The following is a 16,036-nucleotide window of genomic DNA, read 5'->3' as shown; positions in this document are numbered from 1 at the left end:
GGAATCGCCCTACTTGGCCGGCACGCCCAGCGCGGCCAGCGCCGGACCCGCCATGATCACGCCGTTGCCGGTCACCGTGTCGAACCCGGGCGTGCCCAGGTCGATCGACGAAGACACCAGGGCCGTGCGGATCTGGGCCGGCGTCGCCGTCGGCTTGCCCGACAGCAGGAGGGCCGCGATGGCCGCCGCGTGGGGTGCCGCCGCCGAGGTGCCGAAGAACGGCTGGAACCCGGTCACCGAGGTCGCGACGCCGTCGGCCGCCGTGATGTCCGGCTTGGCGCGGACCGTGCCGCCGGTGGAGGACACGTTGCCGGGGGTGATCGCGGTGCCGTCCGCGTTGTAGAACAGGCGGCGCTTGCCGTCGGAGGAGAACCGCTCCCACTTGCTCGACGCGGTGAACAGGCCGGGGTACGGGCCGGCCGGGTTCGCCGGGTCACCGGTTTCCAGCGGGCGGGTGAACGCGCCCGCCGCCGGGGCCGCCGCCACGCTGAACGCGTTCGCCGAGGCCGAGTGGCCGTTCGTGACGCCGTTGGTGCCGAACGCCTTGAGCGAGCCCGAAGCCACGAAGCGGCCGCGGATGACGTTCACCGCGATGAACCGGTCGGCGCCGCTGTACTTGACCACCGCGACCCGGTAACCGGAGCCGGTGGTGGGCACGTTCGCGATCTCGTACGGGTTCTGCGAACCGGACTGCGCGTTCTCGCTGGAGGCCACGACACTGCCCGAAGAGTTCAGGATGAACAGGTCGTAGTCGTTGGCGGACTTGCCCCACGGGTCGGACCAGAACAAGGTCACCGGCTTGCCGAGCGAGCCGGCCGAAAGCGCGTCGAAGTTCTGCGTGGTGGTGCTCGGGTCGAAGTCGTGCGGGGTGCCGGTGACGCCGGTGATCTTCGACGGCGACGCGCGGAAGTCGCCTTCGTAGTAACCGCTCGTGCCGTCGGTCGCGTTGCCCGAGTTGCCTGCCGAGGAGAAGTACAGCGTGCCGGCCGCGGTCACCTCGTTGACCGCCTGCGCGACCTGCGTGTCCTGGAACGGCGACTCGTCGAAGTAGGAGACGTCGTCGACGATGATCTGGCACTTGCCGGTGGTGCGCAGCGCGCGGATGTTCGCGGCGAAGCTCGCTTCGCTGGTGAACGCGGTCGCGAAGCCCAGGGTCGCGTTCGGCGCGAGGTCGTGGACGATCTCGAGCATCGCGGTGCCTTCGTCGCCACTGCCCTTCTGGCCGGACAGGACGTCCACCGCGGGCAGTTCGCCTGCGCTCTGGGACTTCGCCAGGGAGTCGACGCCGTCGGAGAGCACGCACACCTTGACGCCGGAGCCGCTGACGCCGTAGGTGGCGCGGGCGGCGTCGGCGCCGTGCGCCTTGTCGCCTTCCGACACCTGCGTCGCGGCGGCGGCCTGCGCGGCAGCGGTTCGGCCGGCCTGGCGGAAGTCCCGGTTGCCCGGCTCGCTCCAGGTGGTGGCCTGCGCGGCGGGCTTCACCTCGGCGACGTCGGCCCGGCCGGCGATCGCGTCCAGCGCGGACAGCGGCAGGTCGGCGCGGACGGCACCGTCCGGCGATACGGACCGGACGGCGCCGCCCGCCGCCTTGACGGCGTTCGCGACGGCGTTGCCGTGGGTGGAGACGTCGTGGGCGGCGATGTCGACCGAGACGGTGCCGGCGTTGCTGACGCCGACGCCGGAGCGGTATTCGGGCAACTTCGCGGCCAGTGAGCGATCAGCCCGCAACCGCTTCTCGACGACCAGCTGGCTCGATTGCTTGCGCTCCGCGGGGCTCAGGCTCTGCTTGATGCTCTGCAGTGCGCTGATGCCCGCTCCGGTGCGCGCGGCCGCCGCGTCCACGGTGGACGACTGCGCCGCCGAGACCCCCGTGGTCAGCAGCAACGTGCCGACCGTCAGCGGAACCGCGTGCGCGGCGACCCGGCTGAATCTCACCATCGATGTCTCCCTGCGGTACTCGGTCACTCGACCGAATGACACCCGAACGGTGTACTGGGGAGAATCTAAGGAGCGACCGGGCCACGGTCCAGCGACCAAAGTCTGGAACGACATTCGGTCCACATTCTGGAACGATCAAAAGAACGTGAGAACTATTTTTCCCCGGCCGTGCCCGGTCTCGATCTCGCGGTGCGCGGCGGCCGCCTCGGTGTACGGCTAGGTGCGGCGCACGAGGAAGCGCAAATCGCCCTTGGCGTAGAGCGCGGCCAGTTCGGCGAGACGCGCGGCCGAGCGTCCGGATTTCGAGACGAGCACGCCGGGTTCCGTCCGTCGTGCCGCTCCGGTCGAGGACGCGAAGCACTTCCGGCCCGCCGAACTCGGTGAACGCGGCAGCTTTCATGGTCCCCTCCGACGGCTCGGAGGTCAGCTCGGAACTTCAAGCCCACTCGAGGTCAAGACCAGGGCACCACTTCCAGTCGCGGCCACTGGCTCCGCCATCGAGCGGCCTTGCGTTCGTAGACCTCGCGCGGAGCGAGCAGCGGATTCGGCCGGACGACCATCGCGAAGAGGTCGTCGAGGCCGTGCGGAGCGTGGAAGTGCCATCTCCGGTCGCGTCCGAGCCGCACGCCGACGCACGAGCAGACGGCGGGAAAGGCGTCGATCGCGGCTTCGACGCTCGCGAACGGCCGGCACGGCACGCCGAACTTCGCTTCGTACCAGAGGTGCACGCGCGCCTCGTTGCGCGCCTCGACTTCGGCCGGAAGGTCTCCGCACGCGGCGGCGACCGCGCGGATCACGCGGTCTTCCGCGGCCCAGCTCAGGTCCGCGGGATCGTGGTAGAAGAGGTCGTAGTCCTTGATGCCGTGCGCCGGTTCGCGCTCGCTCAGGACGTTCCAGACGGTCTGCACGACGCACCCGGCGGTGAGGTACCACTCCGGCAGTCCGAGCTCGCGGACCCGCCCCAGGAGTTCGACGAGGATTTCGTTGCGCAGCAGGACGTTCCGGAGCCGGTCGAGGTCCGCCATGGTGCCATCGTAGGCTGGCGCGCACGGGTCAGATCGAGATCGTCCGCGCCACACCGGACCAAGCCGGCACCTTGACGGCCCTGGTGCACGCGTCTTCGGCCTACCGAGGCGGCTACGCGCTCACGCCCGGGTATGTCGTCTCGCACCCGCCGGCGTGCGCGTTCTACGTCCGGATGGGCGCGCGGCGAACCGGCACGATCCCGGCGAAACCGCCGAAGGTTCCCTGGGACCGGCCGGAATTCCGCTTCGACGGCCCTACATGTTGATCATGTGTCCCGCGAGGCCGTGGATCGCTTCCTTCACCGCTTCGCCCAGCGTCGGGTGGGCGTGGACGTTCCTGGCCACCTCGTGCACCGTCAGGTCCCACTGCTGGGCCAGCGTCAGTTCCGGCAGCAGTTCCGTGACGTCCGGACCGATCAGGTGGCCGCCGATCAGTTCCCCGTGGCGAGCGTCGCTGATCAGCTTCACGAACCCGCCCGCGTCGCCCAGTCCCTGGGCCTTGCCGTTGGCCGTGAAGGGGAACTTCGCCACCTGGACGTCGAAGCCCTTCTCGCGGGCCTGTTCCTCCGTCCAGCCGAAGCTGGCGATCTGGGGCTGGCAGTAGGTCGCGCGCGGGATCATCGGGAAGTCGAGTTCCATCGTCTCGGCGCCCGCGATCGTCTCGGCCGCCACCACGCCCATCGACTCGGACGCGTGGGCCAGCATCAGCTTCGCCGTGACGTCGCCGATCGCGAAGATGTGCGGAACGTTGGTGCGGCCGCGGCCGTCGATCGCGATCGCCCCGCGGTCGGTCAGCTCGACGCCCGTCTTGTCCAGGCCGTAGCCCTCGACCCGCGGCTGGAAGCCGATCGCCTGCATGACCTTGCCGGCCTCGAGGACCTGCTGCCCGTTCTTCTCCGACGACACCGTCACCCGCACCGACTCGCCGGAGTCGTCGATCGACTCGACGCGGGTCGACGTCAGCACCTTGATGCCGAGCTTGCGGTACCGGCGCGCCAGCTCTGCCGACACCTCGGCGTCCTCCAGCGGCACCATCCGGTCGAGGAACTCGACGATCGTGACGTCGACGCCGTAGTTGTGCAGCACGTAGGCGAATTCGACGCCGATCGCGCCCGCACCGGCGATCACGATGCTCGACGGCAGCTCGCTCGACAGGATCTGCTCTTCGTACGTCACCACCCGCGAGCTGCGCGAGGTGCCGGGCAGCAGCCGCGTGGTGGCGCCGGTCGCGATGATGCAGTGGTCGAACGTCACCTGCGCGCCGTTCACCTCGAGGGTGTGGTCGTCGACGAAGGTGCCGTGCCCGTCGATCTCGGTGATCTTGTTCTTCTTCATGAGGAAGTGCACGCCCTTGACGCGCCCGTCGGCGACCTTCCGGCTCCGCTCGTACGCGGCCGTGTAGTCGACGCGGATCGGGCTGTCGGACGAGATGCCGAACGCCTTCGCCTCCTGCGTCACCACGTGCGCCAGCTCGGCGTTGCGCAGCAGTGCCTTCGACGGGATGCACCCGACGTTCAGGCAGACGCCGCCCCAGTACTTCTCCTCGACCACCGCGGTGCTCAGCCCCAGCTGGGACGCGCGGATCGCCGCGACGTAGCCGCCCACTCCGGCCCCCAGCACGACGACATCAAAGTGTTGTGCACTCATGCTTCGAACCTACTCCCGGGGCGGCCGCCGGGCGGGGTGACGCGGACCTCAGGCGGCGACCGGCGGCTGCTCGCCGCGCAGCGAGACCAGCAGCTCGGTGATCGCCGCCATGATCCGGGCCGTCGCCTCCTCCAGCACCGCGCGGGTCAGCTCCCGGCCGGCCAGGTCCGAGAGGTCGACCGGCGGCCCGGCGAGCAGCTCGACGGTTTTGCGCGGCAGCGCGCGCGGGAACTTCGCCGTCGACGGCAACAGGTGGTGGGTCCCCCAGTTGGCCACCGGGATCACCGGGGCCCCGGTCTCCAGCGCGGCCCGCACCACCCCGGTCTTGCCGCGCATCGGCCAGCCGCCGGGGTCGTTCGAGAAGGTGCCTTCGGGGAAGATCGCGACGCACTCGCCCGCCCGCACCGAGGCCACCAGGTCGCGGTAGGCCTCGGCCGCCGTCGCCGCGCCGCGGTAGACCGGGATGTGCCGCCCCGACCGCATCACCGCGCCCACCACCGGCAGCTTCCAGAGCGAAGCCTTCGCGAGGTAGCGCGGCACGCGGCCGGCGGCGAGGCAGAACGCCGTCAGCGTCGTCGGGTCGGCGAACGACAGGTGGTTGGACGCCACCAGCACCCCGCCGGTCTTCGGGATGTGCCGGGCGCCCCGGACGCGGAAGCGGGTGGTCTGGACGAGGAACTGCCAGACCACCTCGATCGCGAAGCTGTACCAGGCGCCGCGGCCGGAGCGGGCGAAGCGCCGGCCGTAGGCCAGCATTTGACGCCGGGTGAGCAGCTCACCCTCGAGGTCGAGGACGGTCCAGCGGTGGGTCATGGGTGTCATTCGTAGCCCACGGCCGGCCGGTTCGGCCCGCGCCCGCGCCGAACGCGGCGCAGATCACAGCAGGAATTTCACTGGCGTTCGAGGACGACCACGGGGATCTCGCGGTCGGTCTTCTTCGCGTACTCGTTGTAGTCCGGCCAGACGGCGGCGAGCTTCTCCCACAGCTTCGCGCGCTCCTCGCCGACGGCGGTGCGGGCGCGGGCGGTGAACTTGTCCGCCTTGACCTGCACGCCGACCTCGGGGTGCTCGACGAGGTTGAAGTACCAGCCGGGGTGGTTCGGCGCGCCGCCCTTGGAGGCCACGATCACCGGGTTGCCGTCGATTTCCTGGTAGATGAGGGCGAACTTGCGCTCCTGGCCGGTCTTGCGGCCCTTCGTGGTCAGCACGAGCGTCGGCACGCCTTCCTGCCAGTCGTGGCCGACCTCGCCGTCGGTCTCCTCGTAGCGGCGGACGTGCTCGTCACCGAACAGCATGCGGGGTTCCTTTCGCGATCTTCAGGCGTGGCGGGTTCACCACTGGACACTCCTCCTGGACGACAACACACGCACGGCCGTCGATCTTCCCGCGCTTTTCACTCGTTCGGAGGACCGTTGCCGACCAGCGGCTTCTCCGCAGGCGTGCTCCTCCCAGTAGATTGCACCGACCGAGCACGCCGAGACACTCGAGACCGATCTTGGAGGAGCCAGCCATGAAGGCCCGGCCGCACGTGACACTGGAAGACGTGGCACGCAGCGCGAACGTCTCGCTCGCGACGGCGTCGCGGGTGCTCAACGGCACCGCGTCCGTCCGCGCCGACCTGCGGGAGCGGGTTTCCGCCGCCGCGGCCGAGCTCGCCTACGCCCCGAACGCGCACGCACAGGCCCTCGCCGGGGGCACCCACCGCACGGTCGGGGTGATCTGCCACGACGTCAGCGACCCGTACTTCGCGGCGATCGCGGGCGGGGTGATGCGGGTGGCCACCGACAACGGGCTCCTCGTGATGCTGGCCGGCACGTTCCGCGACCCGGCCCGCGAGGTCGCCTACGTCTCGACGCTGCGCGCGCAGCGGGCCGCGGCCATCCTGCTCATCGGCTCGGCGTTCGAGGACCGGGCGTGGGAACGGGCGATGGCCGCCGAGCTGGAGCCCTACCGCCGGGGCGGCGGCCAGGTCGCGGCGGTCAGCAGGCACCGCGGGCTCAAGGTCGACACCGTGCAGCCGGACAACAAGGGCGGCGCCGCGGCGCTGGCGAAGGAGCTCGTCGGGCTCGGCCACAAGCGGTTCGCCGTGCTGGCTGGGCCGCGGCGGCTCAGCACCGTGATCGACCGGCTGGCCGGGTTCTCCGGCGAGCTCGCCGCGCACGGCATCGAACTGCGTGACGACGACGTCATCGAGGCCGCGTTCAGCCGCGACGGCGGCTACGAGGCGACGAAACAGCTGCTCGCCGGCCGCAAGCGCAAGCTGCCGACCTGCCTGTTCGCCGTCACCGACGTGATGGCGATCGGCGCGCTGACGGCGTTGCGGGAGGAAGGCCTGTCCGTGCCCGGCGACATCTCGGTGGCCGGCTTCGACGACATCCCGGTGGTCCGCGACCTGGCCCCGGCGCTGACCACGGTGCGGCTGCCGCTCGAAGAGCTCGGCGAGCGGGCGATGGACCTGGCGATCAACGGGGCCTCGAGCTCCCGGCCGCGGACGATCCGGTTGTCCGGCGAGGTCGTCCTGCGCGAAAGCACCGGACGCCCCAAGCGCTGACCCGCACGGGCCTTGCCGCGGGCGCGGCACAGGCCCTACCGTGGATCGAGAAAGCGCTTTCTGGCCCACTCGGAGGTCCTCGATGCTCGTGCTCCCGGCTCCCGGCGGCGAGCTCCTGAACTGGTCACCGTCCGGGCCACGGCCCGCCGAACCCCCGAAGACGCCGCCGTCGGCGCGCATCGCCTACGCCGCCGCGCACGTCGTCGCGGACCCGCGGGCCGACGAACCCTACGCCGTGGACTGGGACTCGACGCTGGCCTTCCGCGAGCACCTCTGGTCGTGCGGGCTCGGCGTCGCGGAGGCGATGGACACCGCGCAGCGCGGCATGGGCCTGGACTGGACCACGACGCAGGAACTGGTGTCCCGCACCGGCGCGGTCGCGGCCGGGCGCAGCTGGTGCGCCGGGGTCGGCACCGACCAGCTGCCGCCGGGACCGGCCACCGTGACGTCCATTGTGGACGCCTGGCGCGAGCAGCTCGACCTGGTCTCCGGCGCGGGCGCGGTCCCGGTCGTGATGGCCAGCCGCGCGCTGGCCGCCGCCGCCAAGAGCCCGGAGGACTACCACGCGGCGTACGGGAAGGTGCTGTCCGAGGCGAGCGGCCCGGTCCTGCTGCACTGGCTGGGTGAGCAGTTCGACCCCGCGCTGGTCGGCTACTGGGGCCACGACGACGTCCGCGCCGCGGCCCGCGAGCTGGCCACGCTGTGCGCCGCGCACGCCGGCACGATCGCCGGGGTGAAGGTCTCGGTGCTCGACGCCGAGGTCGAGGTCGAGTTCCGGCGGGCGCTCCCGGCCGGCGTCGCCTGCTACACCGGCGACGACTTCAACTACCCCGAGCTGATCGCCGGGGACGCCGAAGGCCACAGCGAAGCCCTGCTCGGCATCTTCGACCCGATCGCTCCGGTCGCCGCGGCGGCGCTGCATCGTCTGGGCGACGGCGACCGGGCCGGGTTCCGCACCCTGCTCGACCCGACCGTGCCGCTGGCCCGCGAGATCTTCCGCGCGCCGACCCGGCACTACAAGACCGGCGTGGTGTTCCTCGCCCACCTCAACGGCCACCAGAACCACTTCCGGATGATCGCCGGCCAGGAGTCCGCCCGCACCATCACCCACCTCGCGACGCTGCTGCGGCTCGCCGACGAGGCCGGCGTGCTGGCCGACCCCGACCTGGCCGAGGCCCGGATGCGGCCGCTGCTGCAGGTCGCGGGGGTGGCGTGATGGACCCCCGGCTGAGCCTCAACCAGATCACCACCAAGTCCTGGTCGCTGCCCGAGGCGGTGGCCGGCTGCGCCGAGGCGGGCGTCGGCTGGATCGGGCTGTGGCGCGACAAGGTCGCCGAGACCGGGGTCGACGAAGCCGCGCGCCTGCTCAAGGAGCACGGTGTGGGAGTTTCGTCGTTGTGCCGCGGTGGGTTCTTCACCGGCGTGACACCGGAGGGGTCCCCGGTGGACGGTGTCGCGCAGACACGGGAAGCGATCGACGAAGCCGCCACGCTCGGCGCCGACGTGCTCGTGCTGGTGGTGGGCGGGATCGCGGGCAACGACCTCGCCGCGTCCCGGCAGCGGGTCGCCGACGCCGTCGGCGAGCTCGCACCGTACGCCGGGGAGCGCGGGGTACGGCTGGGCCTGGAGCCGCTGCACCCGATGCAGTGCGCGGAGCGGTCGGTGCTGTCCACTGTGGATCAGGCACTCGCGATCGCGCTCGCACACCCCGCCGAGCAGGTCGGCGTGGTCGTGGACGAGTTCCACGTCTGGTGGGACCCGCGGATCGAGGAGTCGATCGCCGCCGCGGCCGGCCGGATCGCCGGGTTCCACGTGTGCGACGTCCTCGTGCCGCTGCCCGACCCGCTGCTGGGCCGCGCCCTGCCCGGCGACGGCCCGATCGACCACCGCCACCTGCGCGCGGCCGTCGAAGCGGCGGGCTACACCGGGCCGATCGAGGTCGAGGTGTTCAACGCGGACCTGTGGGCCCGGCCGGGTGCGGAAGTGCTGGCCGAAACGGTGACGGCGTTCGAGCGGTTCGTGGCCTGACCCGTCCGCGCGCCGGTACGCTGGGCCGATCAGGCGGACGGGGTCGCTCGATGACAGCGGAAGACGACGGCGGGGTCCGGAGCGTGCTGCGCGCGTTCGACCTGCTCGCCCTCTTCACCGAACACCGCCGGACCTGGGCGGTGAAGGACCTCACCGCGGCCAGCGGCCTCGCGAAGACGACCGTCCTGCGGCTGGTCGCCACCTGTGAGCAGCGCGGCCTGCTGTGGACGCGGCCGGACGGGCGGATCACCGTCGGGCCGGGGATGCTGCGCTGGGCGCAGCTGGCGAACACGGCGTGGCAGCTGCCCGAGCCGGTCCGGCAGGTGCTGCGCGAGCTGGCCCGTGACTGCGGCGAAACGGTGAACCTGTACGTGCGCAGCACCACCGCGCTGGTCTGCGTGGCCCAGCAGGAGGGGATCCGGGCCATCCGGCACGTGGGCTCGGTGGGTGACGAGCTGCCGCTCGGGTGCGGCGCCGCCGGGCGGATCCTCGCCGGCGCGGCCGAGGACACCGCCGTCAGCCACGGCGAGCCGGAGGCGGGCGCGTCCAGCGTCGCCGCCCCGGTGCACGACGGCGACGGACGGGTGCTGGCCGCGCTGGCGGTCACGGGCCCCGGCAGCCGGTTCGGGACCGCGGAAATCCCGGCGTTGACCGAAGCCGTCACCCGCGCTTCCCGGCGGATCTCGCGGATCGGGCTCGGTACGCGGACGGAATAGACCACCATCACCCGGGCTTCCGCCGCACCGCCGGTTAGGCTTCCGGCATGCCGAACCTGCTGGTGGTGGAAGACGACGCGGCGATCGGCAGCGTGCTCGAATCGACCCTGCGGCTGCACGGTCACCACGTGTGCTGGTGCCGTGACGGGCGGACCGCCCTGGAGGCCGCCGAAGCCGGCGAATTCGACCTCGTGCTGCTCGATCTCGGCCTGCCCGACCTGGACGGCGTCGAGGTCTGCCGCCGCCTGCGGGCCGCGCTGCCCGCCTCGGTGCTGGTGATCCTGACCGCGCGGCAGGAGGAGATGGACGTCGTCGTCGGCCTCGACGCCGGTGCCGACGACTACCTCACCAAGCCGATCCGGCTGGGCGAGCTGCTGGCCAGGGTGCGGGCGCACCTGCGGCGCGGCGCACCTGCCGGGCCCCGGCCCCCGGTGACCGTCGGCGGGCTGACCGTCGACATCGCCGGCCGCCGCGCCACCCTGGGCGGGCGCGAGGTGGCGCTGCGGGCCAAGGAGTTCGACCTGCTGGCGCGGCTGGCCGAGCAGCCCGGGATCGCGGTCAGCCGCGACACGCTGATGTCCGAGGTCTGGGACGCGCACTGGTACGGCTCGACGAAGACCCTGGACGTGCACATCGCGGCGGTGCGCCGCAAGCTCACGGCGGCCGCCGGGCCCGACGACGAGGTGCCGCGGATCGCCACGCTGCGCGGACACGGCTACCGGCTGGAAGACCCCGCCCGGACCGCCGCCGAAGGGTAGCCGTGCGCCGCCGGATCACCTCGCTGACAGTGCTCGCCGCACTCGTCGCCACCCTGCTGTTCGCGCTGCCGCTGGGCATCGCGGTGTGGCAGTACCACCACGACGACGTGAAGGGCGACCTGGAGCGGGCCGCGGACACCGCTGCGCTCGCCGTGTCGGAAGACCTGAACGCCGGGCGGCGGCCGACCGTGCCACCACTCGACGAGACGGACGGCGAAGTCCAGGGCGAGGTCGGGGTCTACGCCTCGGACGGGCGGCTGCTCGCCGGGCGCGGGCCCGCCGTCGGCGGCCCGGTCGAACGGCAGGCGGCGAAGGCCACGGTGGACGTCGTCATCGGCCTCGAAGGCGAGGAAATAGCGCTGGCGGTGCCGGTGGTCAGCGGGCCCCGGGTGACTGGTGTGGTCCGCGCCGCGCTGCCGGAGTCCCAGCTACGGCAGCGGATCATGCTGACCTGGCTCGGCATGGCCGGGCTCGCGGTCGCGACGACCGGGGCGAGCTGGCTGATGGCCCGGCGGTTCACGAAGCGGCTCGTCCGGCCTCTGGAGGAGCTCGCCGCCGCGGCCGGGCGGCTCGGCGACGGCGACTTCACCGCCCGGTCGCCGCGGGCGGGCATTCCCGAGATCGACCAGGTCGGCGAGACCCTGGACGCCACCGCGGCCCGGATCGGCGAGACGCTGGAGCGCGAGCGCGCGTTTTCCGCGGAGGCGTCGCACCAGCTGCGCACGCCGCTGACCGGGCTGCGCCTGCAGCTCGAAGCCGCGCTGGAGACACCGGCCGCGGACCCGTACGCGGCGATCCGCGCCGGCATCGCGTCCGCCGACCGGCTGGAACGCACCATCGAGGACCTGCTGGCTCTGGGCCGCGAACGCCGGGCGCCGCGGGCCGAGCTGGATCTGGACGCGCTCCTCGACGAGGTCCGGCAGGCCGGCGAAGCGCTGCTCGCGCCGCAGGGGCGGCGGCTGCGGATCCTCCGCGAGGACCCGCCCCCGGCACACGTGGCGGCCGCAGCGGTCCGGCAGGTGCTCGGCGTGCTGCTGGACAACGCGGCGACGCACGGGCGGGGCACGGTCACGGTGCTGGCCCGCGACGCCGGCGACGCGCTCGCCATCGACGTCGCCGACGAGGGCCCCGACCTCGGCGAAACCGACCCGTTCGCGTCCGCGCCCCACGGCCACGGGATCGGCCTGCGGCTGGCGCGCGGCCTCGCCGAAGCCGAAGGGGGCCGCCTGCGCCTCAGCCGCCCCGACCCGCCGACGTTCACGCTCCTCCTACCGGCCGCCGAACCGACCGACCCAGCGTGACCCTGCTTGCCTCGGCGTGACCGGCATGACCGGACGTTCCGGAGACACCCCCTCCACGTCACTTTCACGTGAAAGCGACGTGGAGGGACTGCCTCCGTGTCACTTTCACGTGAAAGTGACGCCGGGCGCGACTTGGAACGAATCGCCGGGGTTCGGTGCTTCTGTGCAATGAATCACCTGTGATTCATCTGTACGCGCAATGTTCTCCTGTTTTGTGCGCTGCCAGCGGCAGTTACCGTCGTCGGCATGACTCTGCGAGCCGCGGCGGTGCGGCGGAAACCGGTCGGCACCCTGGTCGCCGAAGGTGATCACGGCACGTTGAAGCGGTCGCTCGGCCTGGGGCAGCTCACCACGCTCAGCATCGGCGCGACGCTGGGCAGCGGGATCTTCGTCGTGCTCGGCGAAGCCGTCCCGGTGGCCGGCCCGGCGGTGGTGCTCTCGTTCGTGCTCGCCGGGGTCACCGCGTTGTTCTCGGCGCTCTCCTACGCCGAACTCGCCGGGATGATCCCGCTGTCCGGCTCGTCGTACTCCTACGCGTACGCCACGCTCGGCGAACTGGTCGCCTGGGTGTGCGGGTGGTGCCTGGTGCTCGAATACGGCGTCTCGGTGGCGTCGGTCGCGGTCGGCTGGGGCCAGTACCTCAACGAACTGCTGCGGCTGGCCTTCGGCTTCGCCATCCCGGACGCGCTGAGCGGGCCGCCGGGCTCGGGCGGCGTCGTCAACGTGCCCGCCATCCTCGTCGTCGTCCTCGCGATGGTCCTGCTGCTGTCCGGCGCCAAGGAGAGCGCGCGGGCCAACGCCGTCATGGTCGCGGTCAAGATCGCCACGCTGGTGCTGTTCTGCGCGATCGCCTTCAGCGCGGTGCAGGCGAAGAACTTCACCCCGTTCCTGCCGCTCGGGCTGGCCGGGCTGAGCGCCGGCGGGGCCAAGCTGTTCTTCTCGTACATCGGCTTCGACGCGGCGTCGACCGCCGGCGAGGAGGCGAAGAACCCGCAGCGCGACCTGCCGCGGGCGATCCTGCTCTCGCTCGGGATCGTCACCCTGCTGTACTGCCTGGTCGCGGTGGCGGCGGTCGGTGCCTTGCCGTGGCCGCAGTTCGACGGCCAGGAAGCCGCACTGGCGCACGTGCTCGACGTCGTCTCGGACAACCCGTTCTGGGCCGGGCTGCTCGCCGTCGGCGCGCTCGTGGCGATCACCAGCGTCGTGCTGACCGTCCTCTACGGACAGACCCGCATCCTGTTCGCGATGTCCCGCGACGGCCTGGTCCCCGGCGCACTGTCCGAAGTAGACGCGAAAACCGGCTCCCCGCGGATCAACACCCTGGTGGTCTCGGCCTTCGTCGCCGTCCTGGCCGCGTTCATCCCGCTGGGGAAGCTGGCCGACGCCACCAGCATCGGCACGCTGTTCGCGTTCGGGCTCGTCAACGTCGCGGTCCTGCTGCTGCGGCGGCGCTCGCCGGACGCCGCGCGCTCGTTCCGCGTGCCGCTCTCGCCGGTGACGCCGATCCTGGGCGTGCTGTGCTGCGCGTACATGATGCTGAGCCTCGACGGCGCCACCTGGGTGGTCTTCGGCGGCTGGATGGCGCTCGGCCTGGTGCTCTACTTCGGCTACGGCATCCGGAAGTCGAGGCTGGCATGAGGGTCGCGATCCACCAGGGGCCGCTCGGCGACCTGCGCGGAATCGACGCCGACCTCGTCGTCACCGCCGAGATGATCACCACCGGCTACCACATCGGCGCGCGCACGCACGAGCTCGCCGAACCCGCCGACGGACCCACCGCGGCCCGGATGTCCGCGCTGGCGCGGCACCTGGGCACCGCGCTGGCGTACGGCTATCCCGAGGCCGACGGCGAGCGCGTCCACAACAGCGTCCAGCTCGTCGACGCCACCGGGCGGCGGCTGGCCAACTACCGCAAGACGCACCTGTTCGGCGACCTCGACAAGGCGTGGTTCACGCCGGGCGACGAGGCGGTCGTGCAGGCCGACCTCGGCGGCGTCCGGATCGGGCTGCTCATCTGCTACGACGTCGAGTTCCCGGAGATGGTCCGCGCGCACGCCCTCGCCGGCACCGAGCTCCTGGTCGTGCCGACCGCCCTGATGAGCCCGTACGAGATCGTCGCCGACACCCTCGTGCCCGCGCGGGCCTACGAAAGCCAGCTGTTCGTCGCCTACGCGAACCGCTGCGACACCGAGCGGGAACTCACCTACTGCGGGCGGTCCTGCATCGTGGCCCCGACCGGCGAGGTGCTCGCCCGCGCCGGTGCCGGGCCCGGCGTGATCGCCGCCGACGTCACGCGGGATGCGCTGACCGCGTCCCGCCTCGAGAACACCCACCTGGCCGACCGACGGCCCGACCTGTACCGGGGAACCACCGCATGACCTCCGCCGTCCCGACCGCGATCCACCACGACGAAGCCCCCGGCCGCCCGATCACGATGTTCGGCCCGGACTTCCCGTTCGCCTACGACGACTACCTCACCCACCCCGCCGGGCTGGGCTCGGTGCCCGCCGGACGGCACGGCACCGAGGTCGCCGTGATCGGCGGCGGCCTTTCCGGCATCGTCACCGCGTACGAGCTCATGAAGCTGGGGCTGCGGCCGGTGGTGTACGAGATCGCCGAGCTCGGCGGCAGGCTGCGCACGGTGCGGTTCCCCGGGTGCCCGGACGACGTCGTCGCCGAGATGGGTGCGATGCGCTTCCCGCCCGCGTCGACCGCGCTGTTCCACTACATCGACAAGGTGGGGCTCGAAACCACGCCGTTCCCGAACCCGCTGGCGCCCGGGACGCCGAGCACCGTCGTGGACCTGAAGGGACAGAGCCACTACGCGCGCACGCCCGAGGACCTGCCCGCCGTCTTCCGGGAAGTCGCCGAGGCCTGGGACCGGACGCTCGCCGAGCACGCGTGTTTCGCCGAGATGCAGACGGCGATCCGCGACCGCGACGCGAAGACGGTCAAGCGGCTGTGGAACGACCTCGTTCCGCGGCTGGACAACCAGACGTTCTACGGGTTCCTCTGCGACTCGCCCGCGTTCGCCTCCTTCCGCCACCGCGAGATCTTCGGCCAGGTCGGCTTCGGCACCGGCGGCTGGGACACCGACTTCCCGAACTCGATCCTGGAGATCCTGCGCGTGGTCTACACCGGGGCCGACGACGAGCACCGCAGCATCGTCGGCGGCAGCAGGCAGCTCCCGCTGCGGTTGTGGGAGCACGCCCCGGAAGACCCGGTTTTCTGGCCGGCCGGCACGAGCCTGAGCACCCTGCACGGCGGATGGCCGCAGCCCGGCGTCGCGCGGCTGCACCGCACGGCACCCGGCAACATCACCGTGACCGACACCGAAGGCCACATCCGGACGTTCCCGGCGGCGGTGTTCACCGCGCAGAGCTGGATGCTGCTGTCGAACATCGAATGCGACGAAGCGCTGTTCCCGATCGACCACTGGACGGCGATCGAGCGCACGCACTACATGGCGTCGTCCAAGGTGTTCGTGCCGGTCGACCGGCCGTTCTGGCTGGACCGCGACCCGGTGACCGGCCGCGACGCGCTGAGCATGACGCTGACCGACCGGATGCCGCGCGGCACGTACCTGCTCGGCGACGACCCGGACTCGCCCGCGGTGATCTGCCTGTCCTACACGTGGGCGGACGACTCGCTGAAGTGGCTGCCGCTGCCGGTCGGCGAGCGCGTCGAGGTGATGCTCCAGTCGCTCCGGGAGATCTACCCCGGCGTCGACGTCCGCCGGCACATCATCGGCGACCCGGTGACCGTGTCGTGGGAGGCCGAACCGCACTTCATGGGTGCGTTCAAGGCGAACCTGCCCGGGCACTACCGCTACCAGCACCGGTTGTTCACCCACTTCGTGCAGGACGAGCTGCCGCCGCGGTACCGCGGCCTGTTCCTGGCGGGCGACGACGTCTCGTGGACGGCGGGCTGGGCCGAGGGCGCGGTGCAGACGGCGCTCAACGCGGTGTGGGGCGTGCTGCACCACTTCGGCGGTACGACCGATCCGGCGAACCCGGGCCCGGGTGACGCCTTCGCGGACATCGCGCCGATCACGCTGCCGGACTGACCGTGC

Annotated in this window: 14 protein-coding genes; 9 read left to right on the top strand and 5 right to left on the bottom strand. The window is 71.9% G+C overall.

What is annotated here, in order from left to right; all coding sequences use genetic code 11:
* Positions 1-9 precede the first annotated feature (9 nt).
* The 5 genes from AB0F15_RS33700 to AB0F15_RS33680 all read right to left on the bottom strand — a co-directional run bounded on the left by AB0F15_RS33700 (position 10) and on the right by AB0F15_RS33680 (position 5,905).
* Positions 10-1,938, bottom strand: a complete 1,929-nt coding sequence (locus AB0F15_RS33700; protein WP_360279353.1) for a S8 family serine peptidase — start codon at positions 1,936-1,938, stop codon at positions 10-12.
* A 452-nt stretch (positions 1,939-2,390) separates the two neighbouring features.
* Positions 2,391-2,963 carry a nucleotidyltransferase family protein gene (locus tag AB0F15_RS33695; protein ID WP_360279351.1) on the bottom strand — a complete coding sequence of 191 codons (573 nt, stop codon included), beginning with the start codon at positions 2,961-2,963 and terminating at the stop codon, positions 2,391-2,393.
* Between the two features lie 255 nt (positions 2,964-3,218).
* Positions 3,219-4,610, bottom strand: coding sequence for a dihydrolipoyl dehydrogenase (lpdA, locus tag AB0F15_RS33690; protein WP_360279349.1), 1,392 nt, complete (start codon positions 4,608-4,610; stop codon positions 3,219-3,221).
* Positions 4,611-4,658: 48 nt separating this feature from the next.
* On the bottom strand, positions 4,659-5,423 hold the full coding sequence (locus AB0F15_RS33685; RefSeq protein WP_360279346.1) for a lysophospholipid acyltransferase family protein: 765 nt from the start codon (positions 5,421-5,423) through the stop codon (positions 4,659-4,661).
* Positions 5,424-5,500: 77 nt separating this feature from the next.
* Entirely contained in the window at positions 5,501-5,905 is a 405-nt protein-coding gene (locus AB0F15_RS33680) for a nitroreductase family deazaflavin-dependent oxidoreductase (protein ID WP_360279344.1), read from the bottom strand.
* Between the two features lie 215 nt (positions 5,906-6,120).
* Between AB0F15_RS33680 and AB0F15_RS33675 the strand changes: the two genes are divergently transcribed.
* The 9 genes from AB0F15_RS33675 (at position 6,121) to AB0F15_RS33635 (ending at position 16,030) form a co-directional block, all read left to right on the top strand.
* On the top strand, positions 6,121-7,161 hold the full coding sequence (locus AB0F15_RS33675) for a LacI family DNA-binding transcriptional regulator (RefSeq protein ID WP_360279342.1): 1,041 nt from the start codon (positions 6,121-6,123) through the stop codon (positions 7,159-7,161).
* An 82-nt stretch (positions 7,162-7,243) separates the two neighbouring features.
* On the top strand, positions 7,244-8,377 hold the full coding sequence (locus AB0F15_RS33670) for a dihydrodipicolinate synthase family protein (RefSeq protein WP_360279339.1): 1,134 nt from the start codon (positions 7,244-7,246) through the stop codon (positions 8,375-8,377).
* The gene (locus AB0F15_RS33665) at positions 8,377-9,189 is read left to right on the top strand and encodes a sugar phosphate isomerase/epimerase family protein (RefSeq protein ID WP_360279336.1); all 813 of its coding nucleotides are present in this window, start codon (positions 8,377-8,379) and stop codon (positions 9,187-9,189) included. The genes AB0F15_RS33670 and AB0F15_RS33665 overlap by 1 nt, the downstream gene beginning before the upstream one ends.
* Before the next feature lie 50 nt (positions 9,190-9,239).
* Positions 9,240-9,905, top strand: coding sequence for an IclR family transcriptional regulator (locus AB0F15_RS33660; protein ID WP_360279333.1), 666 nt, complete (start codon positions 9,240-9,242; stop codon positions 9,903-9,905).
* Positions 9,906-9,952: 47 nt separating this feature from the next.
* Positions 9,953-10,663, top strand: coding sequence for a response regulator transcription factor (locus AB0F15_RS33655; protein WP_360279331.1), 711 nt, complete (start codon positions 9,953-9,955; stop codon positions 10,661-10,663).
* 2 nt (positions 10,664-10,665) lie between these two features.
* Positions 10,666-11,964 (top strand): HAMP domain-containing sensor histidine kinase, encoded by a 1,299-nt coding sequence (locus AB0F15_RS33650; protein WP_360279328.1) that lies wholly within the window; start codon positions 10,666-10,668, stop codon positions 11,962-11,964.
* 246 nt (positions 11,965-12,210) lie between these two features.
* A complete protein-coding gene (locus AB0F15_RS33645) occupies positions 12,211-13,602 on the top strand; it encodes an amino acid permease (protein WP_360279325.1) in 1,392 nt (463 codons plus the stop codon).
* Positions 13,599-14,342: a carbon-nitrogen hydrolase family protein gene (locus AB0F15_RS33640; RefSeq protein ID WP_360279323.1), complete on the top strand. Its 744-nt coding sequence runs from the start codon at positions 13,599-13,601 to the stop codon at positions 14,340-14,342. Before AB0F15_RS33645 ends, AB0F15_RS33640 begins: the two co-directional genes overlap by 4 nt.
* The gene (locus AB0F15_RS33635) at positions 14,339-16,030 is read left to right on the top strand and encodes an NAD(P)/FAD-dependent oxidoreductase (RefSeq protein ID WP_360279320.1); all 1,692 of its coding nucleotides are present in this window, start codon (positions 14,339-14,341) and stop codon (positions 16,028-16,030) included. The genes AB0F15_RS33640 and AB0F15_RS33635 overlap by 4 nt, the downstream gene beginning before the upstream one ends.
* Positions 16,031-16,036: the final 6 nt, after the last annotated feature.

The sequence above is a fragment of the Amycolatopsis sp. NPDC026612 genome (genome assembly GCF_040638285.1).
In the GTDB taxonomy this organism is placed as follows: Bacteria; Actinomycetota; Actinomycetes; order Mycobacteriales; family Pseudonocardiaceae; genus Amycolatopsis.
This window is presented reverse-complemented; position numbering and strand designations above follow the sequence as displayed.

What these genes read in the sequence shown, in the direction of transcription:
- AB0F15_RS33700 (WP_360279353.1), bottom strand. Translation starts at nt 1,938, where the DNA reads ATGGTGAGATTCAGCCGGGTCGCCGCGCACGCGGTTCCGCTGACGGTC.
- AB0F15_RS33695 (WP_360279351.1), bottom strand. Translation starts at nt 2,963, where the DNA reads ATGGCGGACCTCGACCGGCTCCGGAACGTCCTGCTGCGCAACGAAATC.
- lpdA (WP_360279349.1), bottom strand. Translation starts at nt 4,610, where the DNA reads ATGAGTGCACAACACTTTGATGTCGTCGTGCTGGGGGCCGGAGTGGGC.
- AB0F15_RS33685 (WP_360279346.1), bottom strand. Translation starts at nt 5,423, where the DNA reads ATGACCCACCGCTGGACCGTCCTCGACCTCGAGGGTGAGCTGCTCACC.
- AB0F15_RS33680 (WP_360279344.1), bottom strand. Translation starts at nt 5,905, where the DNA reads ATGCTGTTCGGTGACGAGCACGTCCGCCGCTACGAGGAGACCGACGGC.
- AB0F15_RS33675 (WP_360279342.1), top strand. Translation starts at nt 6,121, where the DNA reads ATGAAGGCCCGGCCGCACGTGACACTGGAAGACGTGGCACGCAGCGCG.
- AB0F15_RS33670 (WP_360279339.1), top strand. Translation starts at nt 7,244, where the DNA reads ATGCTCGTGCTCCCGGCTCCCGGCGGCGAGCTCCTGAACTGGTCACCG.
- AB0F15_RS33665 (WP_360279336.1), top strand. Translation starts at nt 8,377, where the DNA reads ATGGACCCCCGGCTGAGCCTCAACCAGATCACCACCAAGTCCTGGTCG.
- AB0F15_RS33660 (WP_360279333.1), top strand. Translation starts at nt 9,240, where the DNA reads ATGACAGCGGAAGACGACGGCGGGGTCCGGAGCGTGCTGCGCGCGTTC.
- AB0F15_RS33655 (WP_360279331.1), top strand. Translation starts at nt 9,953, where the DNA reads ATGCCGAACCTGCTGGTGGTGGAAGACGACGCGGCGATCGGCAGCGTG.
- AB0F15_RS33645 (WP_360279325.1), top strand. Translation starts at nt 12,211, where the DNA reads ATGACTCTGCGAGCCGCGGCGGTGCGGCGGAAACCGGTCGGCACCCTG.
- AB0F15_RS33640 (WP_360279323.1), top strand. Translation starts at nt 13,599, where the DNA reads ATGAGGGTCGCGATCCACCAGGGGCCGCTCGGCGACCTGCGCGGAATC.
- AB0F15_RS33635 (WP_360279320.1), top strand. Translation starts at nt 14,339, where the DNA reads ATGACCTCCGCCGTCCCGACCGCGATCCACCACGACGAAGCCCCCGGC.